16 protein-coding genes are annotated in these 21,839 nt (G+C 74.1%); 8 read left to right on the top strand and 8 right to left on the bottom strand.

All coding sequences use genetic code 11. From position 1 onward, the window contains the following. Positions 1–193 precede the first annotated feature (193 nt). Entirely contained in the window at positions 194–1,453 is a 1,260-nt protein-coding gene (locus ACIG87_RS08945) for a M48 family metallopeptidase (protein ID WP_396849545.1), read from the top strand. Further along, entirely contained in the window at positions 1,450–2,580 is a 1,131-nt protein-coding gene (locus ACIG87_RS08940; RefSeq protein WP_396849543.1) for a glycosyltransferase family 4 protein, read from the top strand. The genes ACIG87_RS08945 and ACIG87_RS08940 overlap by 4 nt, the downstream gene beginning before the upstream one ends. Positions 2,581–2,601: 21 nt before the next feature. Here ACIG87_RS08940 and ACIG87_RS08935 read toward each other — a convergent pair whose 3' ends face one another. The 5 genes from ACIG87_RS08935 to ACIG87_RS08915 form a co-directional block, all read right to left on the bottom strand. Next, positions 2,602–4,266 carry a putative bifunctional diguanylate cyclase/phosphodiesterase gene (locus ACIG87_RS08935; protein WP_396849714.1) on the bottom strand — a complete coding sequence of 555 codons (1,665 nt, stop codon included), beginning with the start codon at positions 4,264–4,266 and terminating at the stop codon, positions 2,602–2,604. Between the two features lie 82 nt (positions 4,267–4,348). Continuing rightward, complete coding sequence (locus tag ACIG87_RS08930) at positions 4,349–5,158, bottom strand: SAM-dependent methyltransferase (RefSeq protein WP_396849541.1); 810 nt, start codon at positions 5,156–5,158, stop codon at positions 4,349–4,351. 207 nt (positions 5,159–5,365) lie between these two features. Beyond that, entirely contained in the window at positions 5,366–6,034 is a 669-nt protein-coding gene (locus ACIG87_RS08925) for a response regulator transcription factor (RefSeq protein WP_007072219.1), read from the bottom strand. Between the two features lie 7 nt (positions 6,035–6,041). After that, positions 6,042–7,733 carry a GAF domain-containing sensor histidine kinase gene (locus tag ACIG87_RS08920; protein WP_396849540.1) on the bottom strand — a complete coding sequence of 564 codons (1,692 nt, stop codon included), beginning with the start codon at positions 7,731–7,733 and terminating at the stop codon, positions 6,042–6,044. Positions 7,734–7,747: 14 nt separating this feature from the next. Continuing rightward, positions 7,748–9,553 carry an AMP-dependent synthetase/ligase gene (locus tag ACIG87_RS08915; protein WP_396849538.1) on the bottom strand — a complete coding sequence of 602 codons (1,806 nt, stop codon included), beginning with the start codon at positions 9,551–9,553 and terminating at the stop codon, positions 7,748–7,750. A gap of 170 nt (positions 9,554–9,723) precedes the next feature. On the opposite strand from ACIG87_RS08915, the gene ACIG87_RS08910 reads away from it, so the two are divergent. The 6 genes from ACIG87_RS08910 to ACIG87_RS08885 all read left to right on the top strand — a co-directional run bounded on the left by ACIG87_RS08910 (position 9,724) and on the right by ACIG87_RS08885 (position 15,199). Next, the gene (locus tag ACIG87_RS08910) at positions 9,724–10,176 is read left to right on the top strand and encodes an SRPBCC family protein (protein WP_396849536.1); all 453 of its coding nucleotides are present in this window, start codon (positions 9,724–9,726) and stop codon (positions 10,174–10,176) included. A 37-nt stretch (positions 10,177–10,213) separates the two neighbouring features. Next, positions 10,214–10,897: a hypothetical protein gene (locus ACIG87_RS08905; RefSeq protein WP_396849534.1), complete on the top strand. Its 684-nt coding sequence runs from the start codon at positions 10,214–10,216 to the stop codon at positions 10,895–10,897. Between the two features lie 72 nt (positions 10,898–10,969). Then, a complete protein-coding gene (locus ACIG87_RS08900) occupies positions 10,970–11,917 on the top strand; it encodes an ROK family glucokinase (RefSeq protein ID WP_396849532.1) in 948 nt (315 codons plus the stop codon). A gap of 110 nt (positions 11,918–12,027) precedes the next feature. Then, the gene (locus tag ACIG87_RS08895) at positions 12,028–12,714 is read left to right on the top strand and encodes an endonuclease/exonuclease/phosphatase family protein (RefSeq protein ID WP_396849713.1); all 687 of its coding nucleotides are present in this window, start codon (positions 12,028–12,030) and stop codon (positions 12,712–12,714) included. A 254-nt stretch (positions 12,715–12,968) separates the two neighbouring features. Then, positions 12,969–14,375, top strand: a complete 1,407-nt coding sequence (locus ACIG87_RS08890) for a flavin-containing monooxygenase (RefSeq protein WP_396849530.1) — start codon at positions 12,969–12,971, stop codon at positions 14,373–14,375. Between the two features lie 29 nt (positions 14,376–14,404). Next, entirely contained in the window at positions 14,405–15,199 is a 795-nt protein-coding gene (locus ACIG87_RS08885) for an alpha/beta hydrolase (RefSeq protein ID WP_396849711.1), read from the top strand. A 9-nt stretch (positions 15,200–15,208) separates the two neighbouring features. Here the strand turns inward: ACIG87_RS08885 and ACIG87_RS08880 are convergent, their stop codons facing one another. The 3 genes from ACIG87_RS08880 to ACIG87_RS08870 all read right to left on the bottom strand — a co-directional run bounded on the left by ACIG87_RS08880 (position 15,209) and on the right by ACIG87_RS08870 (position 21,817). Continuing rightward, a complete protein-coding gene (locus tag ACIG87_RS08880; protein WP_396849528.1) occupies positions 15,209–16,627 on the bottom strand; it encodes a trehalose-6-phosphate synthase in 1,419 nt (472 codons plus the stop codon). 250 nt (positions 16,628–16,877) lie between these two features. After that, complete coding sequence (locus ACIG87_RS08875) at positions 16,878–17,720, bottom strand: DUF308 domain-containing protein (RefSeq protein WP_396849526.1); 843 nt, start codon at positions 17,718–17,720, stop codon at positions 16,878–16,880. A gap of 452 nt (positions 17,721–18,172) precedes the next feature. Then, positions 18,173–21,817: an adenylate/guanylate cyclase domain-containing protein gene (locus ACIG87_RS08870; RefSeq protein ID WP_396849525.1), complete on the bottom strand. Its 3,645-nt coding sequence runs from the start codon at positions 21,815–21,817 to the stop codon at positions 18,173–18,175. Between the last annotated feature and the right edge of the window lie 22 nt (positions 21,818–21,839).

The raw sequence follows: 21,839 nt of genomic DNA, 5'->3' as shown, positions 1-21,839 counted from the left end.
TCGCCGTCCGGGTCGCCCGGCGGGAAGCTGACGCCTCCATCCGGGTGGCGTGGCCTCCGGGTCGTGCGATGCGTGGACACCGCGCCGGGGACGCGTCGGCGGGCCATAGGATGGGCGCTCACGGCGGGAGGAGCGGCGGCATGACACGGGTACGACGCCACACCCGCGGGCCCGATCGCGGCGGGGTGTCGAGGTGACTCCGCGCGGCTGGGCGGTGCTCACCCTGGCGGCGCTGGTGCTGGCCCTGCTCGTGGTCGGGGTCCTGCTGGTCCCGTGGAGCCGGCCCCCGGCCCCCCGGGCCGACCAGCTCGCCGCGCTGCGTGACCTGCCCGCCGACCAGGTGGCCCGGGGGCGGGCGTTCCAGGCGGCCCTGCGCCCCGGCCGCTACACCGGGCTGGCCGTCGGGCTGCTGGTGGCCCTGCTGCTCGGGCTGACCCCGCTCGGTGCCCGGCTGGTCGAGTTGGCCGGGCGACCCTTCGGCGACCACTGGATCGCCCGCGCCGTGCTCGGCGGGATCGCCGTGGTGCTGGTCGCCGACCTGCTCACCCTGCCCTTCGCCGCCTGGCGGCAGTCGGTGCTGAACCGGTACGGGTTGAGCACCCACGGCTGGAGCGGCTGGACGGTCGACCTGCTCAAGTCGTACGCGGTCAGCGCGGTCGTCGCCGCGGTCGTGCTGCTCGGCTTCTACACCGTCACCCGGCTCGCTCCGCGCTGGTGGTGGGCGTTCGGGGCGGCCGGCGCGGCCGGGCTGGTCGTGTTGCTCTCCTTCGTGCTGCCGGTGCTGGTGGAGCCGGTGTTCAACCGGTTCACCCCGATGGAGCAGGGGCCGCTGCGCACCGAGTTGACCGCGCTGGCCGCCCGGGACGGCGTGCCGGTACGCGACGTGCTGGTCGCCGACGCCTCCCGACGGACCAGGGCGGTCAACGCCTACGTCTCCGGCCTGGGGCCGACCCGGCGGGTGGTGGTCTACGACACCCTGCTGCGCGAGGCCACCCCCGCCGAGGTGACAAGCGTCGTCGCGCACGAGCTGGGCCACGCGAAGGACCAGGACGTCTGGACCGGCACGCTGACCGGCGCGCTCGGTGCCGCCGCCGCGGTCGTGGCGCTCTATCTGCTCGGCTCGTGGACGCCGCTGCTGCGCCTGGCCGGAGTCGACTCGATCGCCGAGCCCCGCGCGTTCGCGTTGCTGATCGCCCTGGTGACGGTCGTCGGGCTGGTGGCCGCCCCGGTCCAGGCGCTGGTGTCCCGTCGGGTCGAGGCGCGGGCCGACGCGCACGCCCTGGCGCTCACCGGTGACCCGGTGACCTTCGAGGCGATGCAACGCCGGCTCGCCGGGGTCAACCTGGCCGACCCCGACCCGCCCCGCTGGGAGTACCTATGGTCGGCGTCGCATCCGTCCGCGGTGGAGCGGATGGCCGCCGCCCGCGCGTACGCCCGGGAGAGCGGCCGATGAGTCGGACGCTGCTGATCACCAACGACTTCCCGCCCCGTCCCGGCGGCATCCAGTCGTTCGTGCACCACCTGGCCGTCCGTCAGCCGCCCGGCTCGGTGGTGGTCTACGCCTCCAGTTGGCGGGGCGCTGCCGAGTTCGACGCCGCGCAGCCCTTCCCGGTGGTCCGGGACCGGACCCGGGTGCTGCTGCCCACCCCGCTGGTCGCCCGCCGGGCGGCCCGGCTGGCCCGCGAGCACGGCTGCGACACCGTCTGGTTCGGCGCCGCCGCCCCCCTGGGTCTGCTCGCCGGCGGGCTGCGGCGACGCGCCGGCATCCGCCGGGTGGTCGCGCTGACCCACGGCCACGAGGCCGGCTGGACGACCCTGCCCGGGGCCGGTGCCGTGCTGCGTCGGATCGGCCGGGACACCGACGTGGTCACCTACCTGGGCGACTACACCCGGGTACGGCTGGAACGCGCCCTGCGTGGCGTCACCGAGCTGCACCGGCTCGCCCCCGGCGTCGACGTGGACACCTACCACCCGTCGGTCGACGGCGGCCCGGTCCGGGCCCGGCTCGGCCTGACCGACCGGCCGGTGGTGGTCTGTGTCTCCCGGCTGGTCCCGCGCAAGGGCCAGGACATGCTGATCCGGGCCCTGCCGGAGATCCGTCGTCGGGTGCCCGACGCGGCGCTCCTGTTGGTCGGCGGCGGGCCGTACCGGGCGACGCTGGAGAAGCTGGCCCGACACACCGGCGTCGAGCGGGACGTCGTCTTCACCGGCTCGGTGCCGTCGGCCGAGCTGCCCGCGCACTACGCCGCCGGGGACGTCTACGCCATGCCCTGTCGTACCCGCAACCGGGGGTTGGACGTCGAGGGGCTGGGCATCGTCTACCTGGAGGCCTCGGCGACCGGGCTGCCGGTGGTGGCCGGCGACTCCGGCGGCGCACCCGACGCGGTCCGTGAGGGGGAGACCGGGTACGTCGTGCGGGGACACGACGTCGCCCGGCTCGCCGACCGGGTGGCCACCCTGCTCGCCGACCGGGACCTGGCCCGCCAGCTCGGTGCGGCCGGACGGGCCTGGGTGACGAAGGAGTGGCGCTGGGAGACCCAGGCCCACCGGCTGACCGACCTGCTGGCCGGCACCACCTGACTGGGCCCGCTCACCGCGCGGTCAGCGGATCTGTTCGAGGATCCGGGCGGCGGGGGCGGGTCGGCCGAAGTGCCAGCCCTGGCCGGCGTCGCAGCCGATGGCGCGGAGCCGGTCGGCCTGGTCGGCGGTCTCCACGCCCTCGGCGGTGACGGTCAGGTCCAGCGCGTGGGCCAGCGACACCAGCGAGGCCAGAATCCGCTCGTCGGTACGGCTGGCCGCCTGCGGGGCACGCAACCCGGTCACGAACTCACCGGCCACCTTCAGCTCGGTCACCGGCAGGTCCCGCAGGTAGGCCAGGTTGCAGTAGCCGGTGCCGAAGTCGTCGATGGCGATCCGGACACCGAGGTCGTTGAGCACCCGCAGGGCTCGGACCGGGTCCTCCGCGGTGGTGCTCATCATGGTGCTCTCGGTGATCTCCAGCTGGAGCCGTTCCGGCGGCAGGCCGGTCTGCGCCAGCAGCCCGCGAACCTCCTGCACCAGGCCGGGCCGGTGCACCTGCCGGACGGCGAGGTTGACGCTGACGAACGGGGCCGGCCCGCCGTCGGTCGACCAGCTCTCCGCCTCCCGGCACGCCTCGGCGAGCACCCAGCCGCCGAGCCGGACGATCAGCCCGGTCTCCTCGGCCAGCCCGATGAAGCTGCCGGGGCTCAGCACCCCCAGCTCGGGGTGACGCCAGCGGACCAGTGCCTCCACCCCGAGCAGGGTGCCGTCGCGCAGCGACGTCAACGGCTGGTAGTCCAGAAAGAACTCGCCCCGGTCCAGCGCGGCGGGGATCGCCGCCGACAGGGCGTACCGGGCCAGTTCGGTGCGGTGCCGGGCCGGGTCGAACAGCGCCCAGCGGGCGCCGCCGGCCGCCTTGGCCCAGTGCAGGGTGCTGTCGGCGGCCCGCATCAGCTCACCGGGGGTGGTGCCGGCCACCTGCCGTTCCACGATGCCGACGCTGGCTGTCACGGTCAGCTCGTGCCCGTCGACCAGGGCCGGTTCGCCGACCGCCGCCAGCGCCGCCTCGGCCGCCTTGACCACGTCGTCGGTGCCGTCGGTCCGCTCGACCAGGATGACGAACTCGTCGCCGCCGAGCCGGGCCACCAGGTGCTCGCCGAGCGCCCGGCGCAACCGCTGTGCCACCTGCACCAGCAGCGCGTCACCGAGCTGGTGCCCGAGTGAGTCGTTGACCACCTTGAACCGGTCGAGGTCGAGGAAGCAGACCCCCACCCGGTCTGCGCCCCGCCCCGGCTCGGCGATGGCGGCGGCCAGCCGTTCGGTGAACAGGGTGCGGTTGGGCAGGTCGGTGAGGGGATCATGGGTGGCCTGGTGGCGGAATCGGGACTCGCTGTCGCGCAGCGCCCGTTCGGCCTGCGCGCGGGCCACCATCGCGGCTCGTCGGATCGACTCCTGCTCGTCGAGCGTCCGGTCGCGCAGCGCGCGGGCGTACCCGGTGGTGATGGTGGCGAGCAGTCGGGCCAGCCGGTCGGAGATGTCGTCGCCGACGAGGCCGAGGTCACGCAGCAGGCGGAGCTGGATGACCTCCACGCTGCGGCCCAGCCCTTCGGCCGAGGCGATGTGCGCGGCGACCAGTTCCGCGCCCACCTGGTGGCCGACGCGCGGGTCGAACGGCTCGGCCTGCAGCGCGGCGGCCAGCCGTACGGTGAGCCGTTGCAGCAGGGCCTCCAGCTGGGCCTGGGTCATCGGCAGGTAGCTGGTGCCGGAGACCGCCTTGGCCCAGGCTCGGGCGAAGGTGCCCGGGCAGGACGGCCCGGGGGCCGCCGGCTCACCCACCGAGACGCCCGACGCCACCGAGGAAGACGGCCTGCTCGGCGTCCTCGGCGCTCTCCGGTGTCTCGGGGCGCCACTGGGGCACCCAGACCACACCGGGCTCGACAAGCGTGAAGCCGTCGAAGAACGCGGTCAGCTCGGCCCGGCTACGGATGCACAGCGGGTTGTCGGTGCGGCGGTAGACCCGTTCCGCCTCGGCCCGTTCCTCACCGCTGCGACTGTCGTCGCTGGCCTGGGAGAGGACCAGGTAACTGCCCGGGGCCAGCGCCGCGCGCAGCGTCCGCAGGGTCTCCTCGGGATGGTCGGAGTGCGGGATGAAGTGCAGCACCGCCACGATCATGACGGCCACCGGCTGGGAGAAGTCGATCAGCCGGGTCACCTCGGGGTGCCGCAGGATCGCCGCCGGCCGGCGTAGGTCCTCCTGGACGACGATGGCGTTGGGGTTGCCGGCGAGGATCTCCTGGCTGTGCGCCACCGCGACCGGATCGACGTCGACGTAGACCACCCGGGAGTCCGGGGCGGCCCGCTGGGCGATCTCGTGCACGTTGCCGACGGTGGGGATGCCGGAGCCGATGTCGAGGAACTGGCGGATGCCGGAGTCGACCAGGTGCTGCACCACCCGACGCAGGAACGCCCGGTTGGCCTGGGCCATCAGCGGCGCGTCGGGGACCGCCTCCACCATCGCCCGGGCGGCGACCCGGTCGGCGGCGAAGTTGTGCGAACCGCCGAGGTAGTAGTCGTACATGCGGGCGACGCTGGGGCGCTCGATGTCGATGTCGTCGGGTGCCCAGTCCGGTCGCTGCATCCCCAACCCCTTTGTCGAGTATCACCGCGTGAGTCGTCGCCCGCGCGGTTCACCCGGGTATTGTGCCTGCCCGCTGCCCGGGTGCAAAGACCGCGATCTGTGCGCGATCATTCCCTTACGGGGCGCAGTCGAAACCATCGATTCGAGTGGTCAGGCCCGGGTCCGGCGGTGGACCCGGGCCTGACCGCCCGGCGGGTGGGGCCCGCCTCAGAACTTCGGTGCGTCCGGCGCTTCGAGCAGACCCAGCCGCAGGGCGGTCATCAACGCCTGCGCCCGGTTGGCGGCGCCCAGCTTCTCGTAGAGCTTCGAGATGTGGGTCTTGGCGGTGGACTCGCTGACGAAGAGCTGCTTGGCGATGCCGGCCACGCTCATGCCGTCGGCGAGCAGCCGCAGCACCTGACCCTCGCGGGGGGAGAGCTGCGGGCCGGACGGGGCCAGCCGACGCTTCATCGCCTCGGCCAGGTCGGCGGCGGTGAACGCGCTGGGGGAGGAGGCGGCGTGCCTCGCGGCGGCGACCACCTCGTCGGCCGGCGCGGTCTTCGGCACGAAGGCGCTCGCCCCCGCCTCCAGCGCGCCGAAGAGCTGGTCGTCACCGGCGTACATGGTGAGCACCACGATGCCCATCGAGGCGCTGGACTTGCGCAGCGCCCGGGTGGCCTCCAGGCCGCTGCCGTCGGGAAGCCGCAAATCCATGATCACGACGTCCGGTTGCAGCGCGCCGGCCTGGCGCACGCCCTCCGCCGCCGTGGCGGCCTCGCCGACGACCTCGAACTGACGGTCACGCTCGAAGGCGTGCCGCAGCCCCTTGCGGATCAGGTCGTGATCGTCGACAAGGAGGACCTTGGTACGAGTGGCCGGTGTCGGGCTTGTGGTCATCCTCGAGTTACTCCACTTCTGCTGCTGCGCTACCGCGCACGTTATCGCGCCGGGGCGACGATCCCACCACCACCGCCACGGTCGTACCAGTGGGTGACCGGGGACTGATCTCCAACCGGCCCCGGATACGTTCCGCCCTCTCCGCCATGATCGCAAGACCGTAGTGACCCTCGGTGCGCTGGTCACCGATGCCGTGACCGTCATCCGACACTTCGATCTGCGCGTACGGGGGGTCCACCTCACAGGTGACCCAGAGATTCGCCGCCCCGGCGTGCTTGCGGGCGTTGGTCACCGCCTCCTGCGCGATGCGCAGCAACTCGGCCTCGGTGGCGGCCGGCAGCCGGGCGGTCGACTCGTCCAGCGACAGGTGCACCCGCAGCCCGCCGGACGCGCCGACGGTCCGGGCGTACTCGGCGATCGCCGCCGCCAGGCCGCCGTGCCGATCCACCTCGCTGCGCAGCTCGAACAGGCTCAGCCGCAGCTCGGTGATCACCCGGGTCACCTCGCCGCGCAGGGTGCGCAGCGCCTCGCCCGTCTCCTTCGGGTCCTCGTCGACGTAGGCCAGCGCGTTGTCGATGCCGTAGCCGACCATCACCAGCTCCTGCGCCACCCCGTCGTGGATCTCCCGGGCCAACCGCTGCCGCTCCTCGTTGGTGGCCAGCGAACGCACCTCGTCGAAGAGCAGCGCCGCCTCCAGCCGCAGCGCGGCCGGGCCGGTCAGCGCGGTCACCCGGGACACCACCGGAGGTGGGTAGGCGTGCGCCGCGTCCGCCTCCAGCACCACCAGGCCGACCGTACGGACCCCGGCGACCAGCGGCACGATCAGCGCCGAGACCTCCCCGCCGGCGTGCGAGCGGGCCTGCGAGCGGGCCGCGGTCTGCGGCTGCTGGCTGGCCCAGGCGTCGGCGATCGCCGAGTCGGCGTCCAGCGTCGTCTCCCAGTCGACCCGGTCCACGCCGACCTGGGCGAGCACCACCAGCCGCCCGCCGCCGCTGGCCGACAGCACCGCGCTCCGGTTGCCGGGGGCGACGGTACGCAGCTCCTCCAGCAGGTGCTCGGAGATGCCGCCCGGGTCGAGGGTGGCCCCGGGCAGCTGCCGGGCGACCGTACGCAGCTGGGTCAGCAGCCGGGTCGCCTCGGCGTACGGCTGGGGCTTGCCCTCGGCCCGGACCCGCATCACCTGGTGCAGTGTGCCGGCGGCGTAGAGGCCGAGCCCGGCGAGGATCAGCCACTGCGCGCAGACCGCCAGGTAGCCCGGCTGGCCGAGCTGCCGCCCGCCGTCGACCTGGGTGAAACCGCCGGCCACCAGCAGGGTGGCCGCGGTGACCCCGAGCAGCACCGCACCCTCGCGGAACTGCCGGCGCAGCGCGGTGACGGTGACCGGCACCGCCAGGTAGGGCAGCACCGCCGAGGCGCCCAGCCCACCGACCGACGAGCCGAGGGCGGACTCCACGGCGACCTGGCTGGCGGCCAGCCCGATCACCACCGCCTCGGCGAGCCGGCTCAACGGGCCGAGCAGCCGGTGCTCGGGGGCCAGCAGGGCGGGCACCCCGGCGACCGCCAGCAGAGCGATCCACCAGAGCTGGGCGGGGTCGCGGGTGGCGATCAGGGTCAGGGTGCCGACCAGCGCGAGCATCACCGCGCGGGCGGCGGCGGCGAGGGGACGCGTCTGGGGGCGGACGGCTGTGGAGGCGGGCACGTGACGGATCGTAGTCAGCCTTGGTAGATGTCCGCGATCTCGGCCGCGTACGTCTTGTGCACGACCTGCCGTTTGACCTTGAGCGAGGGGGTCAACTCGCCGGTCGCCTCGGTGAAGTCGCGGGGCAGGATGCGGAACACCTTGATCGCCTCGGCCTTGGAGACCTCCAGGTTGGCGGCGTCCACCGCACCCTGGATCTCGGCCCGCAGCCCCTCGTGCGTCAGGAGCTGGTCGACCGGGGTGTCCTCGGGTAGCCCGTGGGTGGCCAGCCACTTCGGCAGCGCCTCCTCGTCGATGGTGACCAGGGCGGCGATGAACGGCTGCCGGTCGCCGACCACCACGCACTGGCTGATCAGCGGATGGGCCCGGACCTGGTCCTCCAGCACGGCCGGGGCGACGTTCTTGCCGGCGGCCGTCACGATGATCTCCTTCTTGCGGCCGGTGATGCTGAGGAACCCGTCGTCGTCGAGGTGCCCCAGGTCGCCGGTGCGGAACCAGCCGTCGGCGAGCGCCTCGGCGGTGGCCTCCTCGTTCTTCCAGTAGCCCTGGAAGACCAGGTCACCGGCGATCAGGATCTCGCCGTCGTCGTCGATCCGGATGGTCACGCCGGGCAGCGGCCGGCCGACGGTGCCGATCTTCGTGCCGGTGGGCAGGTTGGCCGCGGCGGCGGGCGAGGTCTCGGTGAGGCCGTACCCCTCGCCGACGGCGACCCCGATGCCCCGGAAGAAGTGCCCGAGCCGGGCGCCGAGCGGGGCCCCACCGGAGATCGCGTCCCGGCAGCGGCCACCGAGCGCGGCCCGCAGCTTGCGGTAGACCAGCTTGTCGAAGACCGCGTGCTGGGCGCGCAGCGCCAGCCCCGGACCCTGTGGGGTCTCCAGCGCCTCGCTCCAGGCGACGGCGACCTTCTCCGCCCGGTCGAAGATCGCGCCCTTGCCGTCGGCCTCGGCCTTCTGCCGGGCGCCGTTGTAGACCTTCTCGAAGACCCGGGGCACGGAGAGCACGAAGGTCGGCCGGAACTCCTGGAGCTCGGCGACCAGGTTCCGGGTGTCGGCGCAGTGCGCCATGGTGACCCGGGCCTGCACCACGCCGATCTGGATGAGCCGGGCGAAGGCGTGCGCCAGCGGGAGGAAGAGCAGGGTGGAGGCCCCCGGCCGGAACAGGTTCGGCAGCACCGGCACCGCGTTGGCGATGTCGGCGTACATGTTGCGGTGGGTCAGCACGCAGCCCTTGGGGCGGCCGGTGGTGCCGCTGGTGTAGATGACCGTGGCGACGTCGGCGGCGCGGACCGAGGTGCGGCGGCGCTCGATCTCCTCCGGGTCGACCGACGCGCCGGCGGCGACGATCTCGTCGACCCCGCCCAGCTCGATCTGCCACACCTCGCGCAGCTCGGGCAGCCGGTCCCGGAGCCCGGCGACCAGGGTGGCGTGGCTGTTGGTCTCCACGACCACCGCGACCGCAGCGGAGTCGGCGAGGATCCAGGCGGCCTGTTCGGCGCTGGAGGTCTCGTAGATCGGCACGGTGACCGCGCCGGCGGCCCAGATGGCGTAGTCGAGCAGGGTCCACTCGTACCGGGTGCGGCTCATCAGGGCGACCCGGTCACCGGGGGCCACGCCCGCGCCGGCCAGGCCCCGGGCGACCGCGACGACCTCGTCACGGAACTGCCGGCAGGTGACGTCGACCCAGGCGCGGCCCTCGGCGGCGGAGGCGGGGCGGACGAACTGCACCGCGTCCGGCGCGGCCTCGGCGTTGTCCCAGACCGGGTCGGTCAGGTTTGCCGCGTCGCCGATGCTGACGATCGGCGGAACGGAGAACTCGCGCACCTGCACTCCCTCGTGCTCGCACTGGCCGGGCCGACCACGGACCGGCATGGTCGAAACCTACCCGCCCACCCCGCCGGAGGCGGTAGGGAGGTTGCCCGCCCACCGGCCCGGACCCCTGCTTCGGGGGTGGAGCGGGGCGTCCGGCGGGCGCGGCGGGTAGCCTCCCCCCCATGGCGGACTCCTCCACCCAGTCGATCATCATCGGCGCGTCACCGGACCGGGTCGCGGCGGTCATCTGCGACTTCGCGAGCTACCCGGAGTGGACCGAGGCGGTGCGTCGGGCCGAGGTCGTCGAGGAGTACGAGGACGGCTACGCCAGTCAGGTCCGGTTCACCATCGACGCCGGGGTGATGGCCGACGAGTACGTGCTGGCCTACGAGTACGCCGAGGACCTGTCCCGGGTCGAGTGGCACCTGGTGACACCGTCGAAGATGCAGAAGGCCCAGCGCGGCTCGTACGACCTCGTCGGCAACCCGGACGGCACCTGCACGGTGACCTACACCCTGGAGGTCGAGCTGTCGGTGGGCATGCTCGGCATGTTTCGCCGTAAGGCGGAGAAAATGATCATGGATACGGCGTTGAAGCAGCTCAAGCGTCGGGTAGAAGCACCCGGTGCGGCGTAGCGACGCGACGGCCGGCGACACGACGGAGGAGCCGACCATGGGCGCAACGGAACCGGGCTCGGCCCGGGAGGAAGCGGAACGGCTGGTCGCCACGCTGCTCGCGACGGCGAGGCTGGCGTCCGCCGGCGTCGGCTCCGGGGCGGGACCGTGGGGTCCGCTCGGTGGGATCGTGTCGAGTGTCCTCGGTCACAGTGCCGACGCCTCCCGCCCGACCGGCGGCACCCATCGGGCCGACGGTTTCGGCACCGGATCGGCGGAGTGCTGCATCTGTCCGGTCTGTCGCGCTATCGCCACGTTGCGTGACCCCAGTCCGGAGTTCGCCGAGCGGCTCGCCACCGGGGCGGGCGATCTGGCGGCCGGAATCGCCAGCCTGATGCGTGCGTTCGGCGCGCCCCGAGCCGGGGAAGCATCCCACGGGACGCCGGGCGACGCCAGCGCGGCGGCCGGCCCGGCCGGCCCGACCGATTCCGATGCCGATCATGTGTGGCGCGAGGCCACCCGTTCCGGGCATGATTCGGCGTCGGCGCCGGAGCGGGACGTCTGGTCCGCCGCCACCCGGGCGGAGGACGCGGTCGAACCGGCCACCGCCGCACCGCCCGTCGACGACGCCGGGCCGGCCGCGCCGGCCCACCAGGTCCGGCCCACGGCCGACGGCCCCGTGGTGCCCGCCTCACGTGCGCCGGCCGGCGCAAACGGGGACGCACCAGGCGACGGGGCCTGACCACCGGACATCCCGGCAGCGCACGGCCGGTTCGGCCGATGTCGGGCAGCACAGCAGAGGGGAGTGGCCGCGGTGACGCTGACCATCGGAGTCGACGTCGGTGGCACGAAGGTGGCCGGCGGTGTCGTGGACGACACCGGCAGGGTTCTGGTGCAGGCCCGGCGGGACACCCCCGCGGACGATGTCGGCAAGACCCGCGACGTCATCATCGAACTGGTCACCGAGCTGGCCGCCGGCCACCAGGTCGACGCGGTCGGGATCGGCGCGGCCGGCTGGATCGACGCCTCCCGCTCCACCGTGCTCTTCGCCCCGAACCTGGCCTGGCGCGACGAACCGCTGCGCGACTACGTCAGCACCGCCACCAGGCTGCCGGTGATCGTCGAGAACGACGGCAACGTGGCGGCCTGGGCCGAGTTCCGGCACGGCGCGGCCCGCGACGCCGACGACTCCATGGTCATGTTCACCATCGGCACCGGTGTCGGCGGCGGCATCGTGCTCGGCGGTGAGCTGGTACGTGGCGCCCACGGCATCGCCGCCGAGCTGGGTCACATGCTCACCGTTCCCGACGGCCACCAGTGCGGCTGCGGCCGGCTCGGCTGCATCGAGCAGTACGCCAGCGGCAGCGCCCTGGTCCGGTTCGCGCGGGCCGGCGCCCGGCAGGAGCCGCAGCGTGCCACCGCCCTGCTGGAGCTGGCCGGCGGCGAGGCCGAGGCGATCACCGGCCCGATGGTCACCGCCGCCGCGCAGGCCGGTGACCCGATCTCCGCCGAGGCGTTCGCCCAGATCGGCCGCTGGCTCGGCACCAGCCTCGCCGACATGGCCCAGATCCTCGACCCGCAGGTGCTGGTGGTCGGCGGTGGCGTGGTGGACGCCGGCGACCTGCTGCTCGGTCCGACCCGGCGGTCCTTCACCGACGCGTTGGCCCAGCGCAGCCGGCTGCCGGTGGCCGAGGTGCGCCCCGCCGAGCTGGGCAACAGTGCCGGCGTGATCGGCGCCGCCGACCTCGCCCGCCGCCGGTGAGCGCCGGAGCGACGGGCCCGCGCCCGGACTCCGTCGTGCCCGGCGGCACCGACCCGGGAAACCCGGGGCCGACGTCCGACGCCGGGGCCGCCCCGGCCGCCGTCGACCGGGTGCCGCTGCGGGTGGTGTCGTACAACATCCACAGCCAGCGCGACGACACGGCGGCGCTGGCCACCGTGGTCCGCGAGGCCGCCCCGGACGTGGTGATCGTGCAGGAGGCGCCGCGCCGGTTCCGGTGGCGGCAGAAGTCCGCCGCGCTGGCCGACTCGTTCGGCCTGGTGGTGGCCGCCGGCGGCCTGCCCTCGTTGGGCAACCTGCTGCTGACCAGCCTGCGGGTCCGGGTGACCGGGACCGGATGCCAGCGGTTCCCGCTGACCCCGGGCCGGCACCTGCGCGGCGCGGCGTACGCCCGCTGCCAGGTCGGCGGCGCCCGGTTCCTGCTGGCCGGGTCGCACCTGTCCACCGACCCGACCGAACGACCCGCCCAGGCCGCCCTGCTCAAGCGGGAGTTGTCGGCGGGCGACCTGCCGGTGGTCTTCGGAGCCGACCTCAACGAGGGCCCGGACGGCCCGGCCTGGGGCACCGTCGCGGCCGGACTGACCGACGCCGCGGTGGCCGCCGACGCGGCCGACCGGCACACCTACCCGTGCGCCAACCCGCGTCGGCGCATCGACGCGCTCTTCGTGGACCCGCGCGTCGAGGTGGTCGGCTACGACGTGGTGGACACCCCGACGACCCGCCGGGCCAGCGACCACTTCCCGGTCCTGGTCGACCTGCTGCTGCCGGTCGCCGGCTGACCTGCCTGCGGGCCGGCTGACCTCGACCCGTGACGGCCCGCCGGCTGACCTGCCTGCGGGCCGGCTGACCTCGACCCCTGACGGCCCGCCGGCCGATCCGTCCGCTCGCCGGTCGACATCGGCCGGTCGCCGGCCTCCCGACCGGTCGACATCGACCCCGCAACGGCCCGCGAGCCGGGCTGGACAACGGGCTCCGGGTCCGGGGAGGATGCCCGTCGAACCGGCGTACCTGGCCGCACATAAGGAGATTCCCGGTGCCCCCCTCCACCGAGCACGGCCGGCCCGATCCGGAGACCACGACGCTCCCCCCGAGCCGGGACGGCCGTCCGGTCTCCGACCGAGGCGACACGGTCTGCGTGATCGGCGCCGGCGCCAGCGGCCTCACCGCCGTGAAGAACCTCGCCGAGCACGGCTTCGGCGTCGACTGCTACGAACGGGAGACCGGCGTCGGCGGCGGCTGGAACTGGCGGCACGACCGCAGTCCGGTGTACGCCAGCACCCACCTCATCTCGTCGCGGCCGTTCACCCAGTTCCCCGACTTCCCGATGCCGGACTCCTGGCCGGACTACCCGCACCACAGCCAGCTGCTGTCCTACTTCGAGCGGTACGCCGACCACTTCGACCTGCGCCGGCACATCTGGTTCGGCACCGAGGTGGTCCGGGTGGACCCGGTCGACGGTGACCGGTGGGACGTGACCACCCGCAGCACTGGCGGGTACGGCCCGGAACGCACCTCCCGGTACGCCGCCGTGCTGGTCGCCAACGGGCACAACTGGTCGCCGAAGCTGCCCCGCTACGAGGGGCTGGAGGAGTTCCGGGGCGAGGTCATGCACGCCTCGTCCTACAAGGACCCGGCCCAGTTGCGCGGCAAGCGGGTGCTGGTGGTCGGGGCCGGCAACACCGGTTGTGACCTGGCGGTCGAGGCGGCCCAGCAGGCGTCCCGCTGCTGGCACTCCACCCGTCGCGGCTACTGGTACGCCCCGAAGTACGTCCTCGGCCGCCCTGCCGACCAGGTCAACGACGCGCTGCTGCGGCTGCGGGTGCCGCTGCGGCTGCGGCAGTGGCTCTACCACCGGACGCTGCGGCTGACCGTCGGCGACCTGACCCGTTTCGGGCTGCCCAGGCCGGACCACCGGGTCTACGAGACGCACCCGATCGCCAACAGCCAGCTGGTCTACTACGTCGGCCACGGCGAGATCACCCCGGTCCCGGAGGTGGCCCGGTTCCATCCCGGCGGGGTGACCCTCACCGACGGTCGGGAGATCGACCCGGAGCTGGTCGTCTTCGCCACCGGCTACCTGCCGCGCTTCGAGTTCCTCGACCCGGGGATCCTCGGCGACGCCGACGGCTCGGGCCGGCCCCGGCTCTGGCTGCACGCCTTCCCGCCGGGCCACCCGACCCTGGCGGTGGCCGGGCTGTTGCAGCCCGACTCGGGGGTGTTCACCCTGACGCACTGGCAGACGGTGCTCTTCGCCCGGTCGCTGCGGCTGCGCCGCGACCGGCCGCAGCGGGCCGCCGCGTTCGCGTCCCGGGCGGCGGCCGGCGTGGGGGAGCGGTACGTGGGGAAGGTCAAGGACAGCAGCCGGCACTGGTTCGAGGTGGGCCACGTCGACTACCTGCGCGCGGTGCAGCGCGCCCTCGACGAGCTGGAGGGCAAGTGAGCGGCACGACCGATGAGCGGCTACGGATCATGCGGGGTCGGGAGTGGGCCCGCCCGGTTCGCCCGGTCCGGCGGGAGGTGCTCAGCGCCACGCCGGAGCTGGAGGAGGGACGCCCGCCGCTGCTCTTCGTACCGGGGTTCGGGCACGGGGCCTGGGCGTTCGCCGAGCACTGGCTGGAGCACGCCGCGTCGCGCGGCTTCCCCGCGTACGCGCTGAGCCTGCGCGGGCACGGCGGCAGCGAACCCGCGCCGGAGGCGACGCTGCGGGCGTACACCCATGATGTGGTCCAGGTGGCGGCGGAGCTGCCGCGGCAGGCGGTGCTGGTGGGGCACGGCGCCGGGGCGCTGGTGGTGTCGCACGCGTTGGCGCGGTACCCGGCTCGGGCGGCGGTGCTGGTCGCGCCGGTGCTCGGCGGCTGGGCCACGGCCGGCGCGGCCCTACGCGGCAACCCCCTCGGCACGCTGCCCGCCCTGTTCGGTGGGCCGCTGCGGCTCCACCGCCGGCAGCTGTTCGGCCGGGAACTGCCCGACGCGGACGCGCGGCGGCACCTGGCCCGGCTGGGTCGGGCCGGCCGGCGGGCACAGTGGCAGCTGCTCGCCGGCCGGCAGCCCGAGCCGGCGGTGGGCCGCCCGCCGGTGCTGGTGCTGGGCAGCCCCGACGACCGGGTCGTCCCGCCGGCCGCGCTGACCCGGGCGGCCGGCCGGTACGGCGCGGCACCGCTGCTCTTCCCCGGCATGGGGCACGACCTGATGCTCGACACCCGTTGGCAGGAGCCGCTGGATGCCCTCCTCGACTGGCTGGTCAAGGAGGCGGGCCGGGGCTGACCGCCCGGCTCAGCCGGTGCTGCTGAGCCGGGTGAGCAGGGAGCCGGTGTCGTCCAGGGCGCTGAGGTAGGAGCGGGCCCAGGCCCGGATGTCGTGCCGGTGCAGGTGGTCGCGCATCGCCCGCATCCGGTCGCCGGCGTCGGACGGCCCGGCCCGCAGCGCCGACAACAGCCCCTGTTTGAGCCCCTCCAGGTCGTGCGGATTGACCAGGTACGCCTGCTCCAGTTCGGCCGCCGCGCCGGCGAACTCGCTGAGCAGCAGCGCGCCGGTGTCGTCGACCCGGGCGGCCACGTACTCCTTGGCGACCAGGTTCATCCCGTCGCGCAGCGGCGTGACCGCCATGACGTCGGCGACCCGGTAGAGCGCCGCCAACTCGGCCCGGTCGAACGGCTGGCTGAGGTAGTGGATGGCCGGCTCCCCGACCCGGCCGAACTCACCGTTGATCCGGCCGACCTCACGTTCGATCCGTTCGCGCAGGATCTGGTACTGGCCGACGCGCTCCCGGCTCGGCATGGCGACCTGCACCAGCACCGTGTCCCGGACCTTGACGTCACCGCTGGCGAGCAGCTCGCTGTAGGCCTTCAGCCGCTGCTCGATGCCCTTGGTGTAGTCCATCCGGTCGAGGCTGAGGATGACCCGCTCGGGATCGCCCAGGTCGTGCCGGAGCCGGCGGGCCCGCGCGGTGACGTCCGGCCGACCGGCGAGCGCCGCCATCTCGGCGGTGTCGATCGAGACCGGATACGCCCCGATCCGCACCACCCGGTCCTGCACGCCGATCCGCCGGTCGGTGGCCGGCAGCCCGAGCACCTTGGTGGCCAGTTGGGCGAAGTTGTGTGCCGCCTGGGCCCGTTGGAAGCCGATCAGGTCGGCACCGAGCATCCCGCGCAGCAGCTCCGCCCGGCGGGGCAGCTGCATGAACAGCTCCGGCGGCGGGAACGGCACGTGCAGGAAGAATCCGATCCGCAGGTCGGGACGGAGCTCGCGGAGCAGGCCGGGGACCAGTTGCAGGTGGTAGTCCTGCACCCAGACCACCGCGCCCGGGTCGGCCACCTCGGCGGTCGCCTCGGCGAACCGCTGGTTGACCCGCTGGTATGCCTCCCACCAGCGGCGGTGGTACTCGGGTTGTTCGACGGCGTCGTGGTAGAGCGGCCAGAGGGTCGCGTTGGCGAAGCCCTCGTAGTGGTCGCGCAGGTCGTCGGCGGTGAGCGGGACGGTCAGCATGTGGACGCCGTCCACGTCGGGCAGCACGGGCGCGGGCCCGGTGCCGCCGGCCCAGCCGACCCAGGTGGCGGGGGTCTGTCGGAGCAGTGGGTGTAGCGCGCTGACCAGCCCGCCGGGGCTGCGGCGCCACTCACAGGCGCCATCGGGCGCCACGCTGTCGTCGATGGGGAGCCGGTTGGCCACCACCACCAGTGAACTCTGTCGCATCTCGGGCATTCCGATCGGCAGCGGACCGACCACGCGAGCAAGGAACAACCGGGCAGTCGGTGGGGGAAGTGACCTACAGCGGTATTACTACTGACCGTAAGTTACACCGCTGTTACGCCGGGAGTGGGGGCCGGTGGCGTCCCGGGATGCGGGCAGCGGCCTGTGGTGTGGGTGGGAGCCGACGGCACGGGTGAGGGCCGGTGGTACGGGTGGGGTCGGTGGTGGGTGGGGGTCGGCGGGGTGGGACGGGTCAGACGACCGCGCCGTCGTCAGGGTCGTGGTCGTCCTCGTCGCCGGGGCGCAGTCGCCAGATCAACGTGACGAACCCGGCGAGGATGCCGGTGAAGCCGAGCAGGGTGACCACCGAGGCGTCCACCGGTAGCAACGACGGGTTGAGGAGGAGGACGAAACCCAGCACGATCCCCAGCACGCCGACCACCGCGTACTTCGAGATCCGGGGCAACGGTGGGGGCGGCGGCGGGGTGTAGCCCTCCTCCGGCTCGTCCGGCAGGTCGGCCCCGAAGGTGTCCAGGCCGTCCAGCAGCGACGGCTCGTCCGGCCGGTCCCGGGTCACCGAGATGCCGGAGATGTCGGCCGCGTACGGCAGCCGTCGTACGTCGGTGGCGGTCGGGCCGGTCGGCTCGTCGGCGCGGGTCGCCGTGCCACCCGCCCGGGTGGCCGGGTCGGTCGCCTCGTCGTCGTCGACGTCCTCCGAGGCCGGCCAGGGGTGGTTGCCGGCCGTCGGGGCGGTGTGGAAGGCGGCGACGATCCGTTCCCACTCGGCGTCGACGTCCGGCTCGGCGCGGGCCGGCTCCGGCGTCGCCTCGTCGGCGAGCTGGGTGAGGTAGTCGCGGGCGGTGGTCAGGTGCGAGCGGTCCACGTAGAGCCGGTCGACCGGCCGGGACGGCATGGTGGTCGTCCGGGTGATCGGGTTCAGGTCGGCGGAGGGCTGGAGGTAGGCGGCGATCCCGCCCGCGGCGAGCACGTCGAGCAGGTGCTCACCGACGCGCGGATCGACGTCGCCCGCGATGGCGTACTCGCTCGCGTCGAGCCCGTTGTCCCGCCGTCCCCGGCGGGCGCCACCCGCTGACACCGGACATCCTCCTCCGCGCACCTCGCGGTGCGGTCGTGTCGGCGCCCCGTACGCCGTGCTCTGAATCGTGACACGTCGGCACCCGGTTCCGGGAGTGCGTTGTGGCGTGCCGCTCGCAGTTCGTCGGCCCAGGGCCGGCGGGCGCCCCCGTCGAACACGTCTCCGGGCGGGTTCGTCCGGTCTCCTCCCCGAGCTGTTCCGACGGCCTCACCGTCCCCGGCCCGGCCCGGAAACCGCTGCCGTACGGGCTGCTGGGGCCGCTGATCGGCGGTCCGCCGCGCGGGTGGGGCGGCCCGCCGTGGGTCGAGGGGCGGCCCCGCCTGCCCGCCGGCTGCCCGGTGCCGCTCATCGGCGGGCGGTTCTGCCGCTCCGGTGCGGTGCGCACGGGCTGGTGGTCCGCGAAAAGTCACATTCACCGCGAAAGCGGAATACTTCGCCTGGTGTTCGTCCGGTCAGGTCGGGGCGGCCGTTGCCGGGGCGGCCAGCCGGAGCAGACCGGGCATGCCGTTGCGGTCGGCGAAGTCGCGTACCCGGTCGAGGGTGACCGCCGCCTGGCCGGGGTCGATGCCGGCCAGTGCCCGCACCGACAGCGCGGTGGTCAGCACGTGGTCGGTGGTGTCGGTCATCCGCGCGTAGCTCTCCGCCGCCGTCCGGAACAGCCGGGCGGCCCGGTCGGCGGCTCCGTCGGCCAGCGCCAGGGTGGCCTCGGCGACCTGACCGGCGGCCTCCGCCCAGGGGGTCATCCGAGGGGACCGGTCGAGCATGTCGTGGACCAGCCGGGCGGCGTCCGGGCCGAGCACCGCGGCGAGATGTCCCACCGCCGGCACCCACTCGGCGAACGGGATCATCCGGGTGCTGCGCCAGTCCTCGTCCAGCTCCACCAGCAGCCGCATCGCCTCGTCCCGTCGACCGCGGACGGCCCGGCAGAGCGCGGCGTGCGCCAACGTCGACCGCAGCACCCGGTGGAAGCCACTGCGCCGCGCGGCGACGACGGCCTGGGACACCAGGTCGTGACGATCCGCACCGGCGTCGACGCCGGCCGGGCCGGCATCGCCCGCAGCGGGCCGGGTCGGCACCGGCGGCCGGGACGCCTCGCCGGCCGGCCCGCAGTCGGCCCGCAGCGCACGCATCCAACCCGAGATCGCGACGATGTGCAGATCCCACTCGGCGGTCGGTCGGCGGGTCGACTCGGTGGCCATCTCCAGCGCCGCCACCCAGTCACCGGCGTAGTACGCCCGCGCCCACTGGTCGGCGAAGCTCGTCGCCAGGCTGTGCCCGCCGCCCAGGTCGAGCGAGCGCTGCTCGTCGACCAGCCGGACCGACCGGGCCAGGTCGCCCTCCTCCTGCGCCGCCCAGGCCAGGTTCTGCACCGCCCGGCGTCTGCTGGCCAGCCGGTCGACCCGGCACTGTTCGGCCACCTCGGCCAGCTCCGCGTACGCCTGCTGCTCGCCGGCCAGGTAGCGGGCCACCGCCAGGGTGATCCGGGCGTTGGCCCGTACCTCGGGTAGCGACAGCCGCTCGGCCAGCTCGGCCGCCGCGCGCGCCGCCGCGCAGGCCGGATCGGTCTCGGCGTTGAGCATCCGGACCCGGGCCAGCTCCAGCAACGCCTCCGCCTTGTCCTCGGACTCGGGCAGCTCGGCGTAGATCTCGTTGGCCCGGTCCAGGCAGCGCAGCGTCTCGGACCGGTCGGCCTGGCTCCAGGCGGCCGTGGCGAGCAGGGTCCAGGCGCGGGCCGCGCCGGAACGGTCCCCGGCGGCGGCCAACCGGTCCACCAGCCCGGTCAACGTCTCCGTGCCCCCGTCGACCAGGAACGCGTCCCCGTCCCGGAAGAAGGCCAGCTCGGCGGCGAACAACTCCAGCCCCGGGTCGGGATCCCCGCCGATCGCCAGGGCCCGGCCGACCAGCGTCGCCGCGTTGTCCAGGGCGTGCAGCGCGCTGGCCCGGCGGGCGGCCCGGTGCAGCGCGGTCCGGGCCGCCATGGCGTACGGGGTCGGGTCCAGTCCGACGGTCCGGGCGATCTCGTGGGCGGTCCAGCGGTGGTTGGCCAGCACCTCGGCCAGATCCTGCTGCCCGGCGTCGGTGAGCTGGGCCAGCCAGTCGGCGGTGCGCTGGTGACGCAGCACCCGTTCCGCCCGGGGCAACCGCTGGTAGCACACGTCGCGGACCAGGATGTGCCGGAACCGGTACTCCGGCCGACCGGCCATCGTGGAGGTGGGCAGCTCGAGGACCATGTCCCGGCGCTGCAACCGGTCCAGCGCCCGCTCCACCCATGTCACCGTCCGGCCCAGGGCGGTCGCCACCGGCGCCGCCCAGAACTGCACCCCGACCACGGCGGCGGCCTGGAGCACCGCCCGGTCGGCCGGGTCGAGCAGGTCGAGCCGGTTGGCGATGACCGCCTGGACGGTGCGCGGCATGTCGGTGCTGCCGGCCGGGTCGAACCGGGCGGCCGGCTCCAGCAGCCCGCCGTCCATCAGCATCCGGGCGTACTCCTGGGCGTAGAGCGGATTGCCGTCGGCGAACTCGATCAGCGGTGTGCGGGCCGCCGCCGGCAACGCGGCCTGGCCGAGCAGCAGGGAGTAGAGGGTGTCGATGTCCGTGTCGTGCATCGGCGGCACCGAGATGGACATCGCGCCGCTGATCGTGCCGGTCCAGGCCGGATGCCGCTCCCGCAGCTCCGGCCGCGCGGTCGCCACCACCAGCAGGGGTACGCCCCGAGCCGCCGCGCCGAGCTGCTCGACGAAGGTGAGCATCGCCTGGTCGGCCCAGTGCATGTCCTCGAAGACCAGGACGGTCGGGCCCCGCCCGGCCAGGGTGAGCAGGAACCGCCGCCAGGCAGCCTCGGTCTCACCCGGGTTGAGCCGCTCCCCGGCGATTCCCAGCAGCGGCCCGAGCGCGCTGGCCAACCGTCCGGGGTGCGGGTCGCCGAGCTGGCCCAGCCGCTGACGCAGCCGATCGCGCAGCGGTTCCGGGTCGTCGGTCTCCGGCACCCCCAGCCAACCCTTGACGATGTCCGCCAGGGCGGCGTACGTGACGTTCTCGCCGAACGGCGGGCACTGCCCGACCAGCCAGGTGACCCGGTGGCCGGGCAGGTTGGCGGCGTGCCGGGACAGCTCGCGCAGCAGCCGGCTCTTGCCCACCCCGGCTGGACCGAAGACGGTCACCAGTTGGGAGGCGCGCTCGTTGACGGTGCGGTGCAGGGCGCTGACCAGCAGGCCGCGCTCGTGCTCCCGGTCGACCATCGGGGTCAGCTCGGCGGCCTGCGGGTCGGTGCGCGGCCGGGCCCGGACGGCGAGCCAGATCCGGCTCACCGCCGAGCGGCCGCGCAGGGTGACCGGCGGCCGGTCGACGTACTCCAACTCGTGCCGGGTGGCCGACCAGGTGCTCTCGTCGACGACCACCCCGCCGGCGGGGGCCAGCGCCTGCAACCGGGAGGCGGTGTTCACCACGTCGCCGGTGACGAAGGCCTGGCCGCCGTCGCGGGTGGCGGAGAGGTCCACCAGCGCCTCACCGGTGGCCACGCCGACCCGGAAACCCAGCGGTGGCTGCGGCCCGGCGGCCTGCCGGGCCAGGCTGCGTTGCAGCTCCAGGCCGGCCCGTACGCAGCGCAGCGCGTCGTTGTCGGTGGCGACCGGAGCGCCGAAGAGGGCCATCACCGCGTCGCCGATGTACTTCTCCACCACCCCGCCGTACTGGTGGACCAGCTTGCGGACGGTGGCGAAGTACGCCTGCTGGAGGCTGCGCGCCTGCTCCGGGTCGGCCCGCTCGGCGTACGTGGTGAAGTCGACGATGTCGATGAAGAGCACGCTGACCTGGCGGCGGTCCTCCTGCACGCTGACCGCGTGGTCGCGCAGCGGCTGCCCGCAGTTGGTGCAGAAGTTGGCCTCGGGACTGTTGCCGTGCCCGCAGGAGGCACAGCCGAGCGTCAGCGCCTGTCCGCAGCCGCCGCAGAAGAGGTCGTCCGGTCCCGCCGCCCGAGAGCAGTGCCCACACTTGAGGTCGATGACGAACTCCGTACGTGAGGAGATCCCAGTATCCCGCCGCGGAGGCCAGTCGGGTACCCGACGTGCGGGCGGACCGTGCGGCTGGTCGGCCGCCACTAGTGTTCCTCACGAGGAAAGT

The organism is Micromonospora sp. NPDC051925, from assembly GCF_044548625.1.
Taxonomy (GTDB): Bacteria; Actinomycetota; Actinomycetes; order Mycobacteriales; family Micromonosporaceae; genus Micromonospora.
Note: the sequence above shows the minus strand (reverse complement) of the source record. Positions and strands in the feature narration are given on the sequence as shown.

Coding starts and splice junctions, on each gene's coding strand:
- ACIG87_RS08940 (WP_396849543.1), top strand. CDS start 1,450: ATGAGTCGGACGCTGCTGATCACCAACGACTTCCCGCCCCGTCCCGGC.
- ACIG87_RS08935 (WP_396849714.1), bottom strand. CDS start 4,266: ATGACCCAGGCCCAGCTGGAGGCCCTGCTGCAACGGCTCACCGTACGG.
- ACIG87_RS08930 (WP_396849541.1), bottom strand. CDS start 5,158: ATGCAGCGACCGGACTGGGCACCCGACGACATCGACATCGAGCGCCCC.
- ACIG87_RS08925 (WP_007072219.1), bottom strand. CDS start 6,034: ATGACCACAAGCCCGACACCGGCCACTCGTACCAAGGTCCTCCTTGTC.
- ACIG87_RS08910 (WP_396849536.1), top strand. CDS start 9,724: ATGGCGGACTCCTCCACCCAGTCGATCATCATCGGCGCGTCACCGGAC.
- ACIG87_RS08905 (WP_396849534.1), top strand. CDS start 10,214: ATGGGCGCAACGGAACCGGGCTCGGCCCGGGAGGAAGCGGAACGGCTG.
- ACIG87_RS08885 (WP_396849711.1), top strand. CDS start 14,405: ATGCGGGGTCGGGAGTGGGCCCGCCCGGTTCGCCCGGTCCGGCGGGAG.
- ACIG87_RS08880 (WP_396849528.1), bottom strand. CDS start 16,627: ATGCGACAGAGTTCACTGGTGGTGGTGGCCAACCGGCTCCCCATCGAC.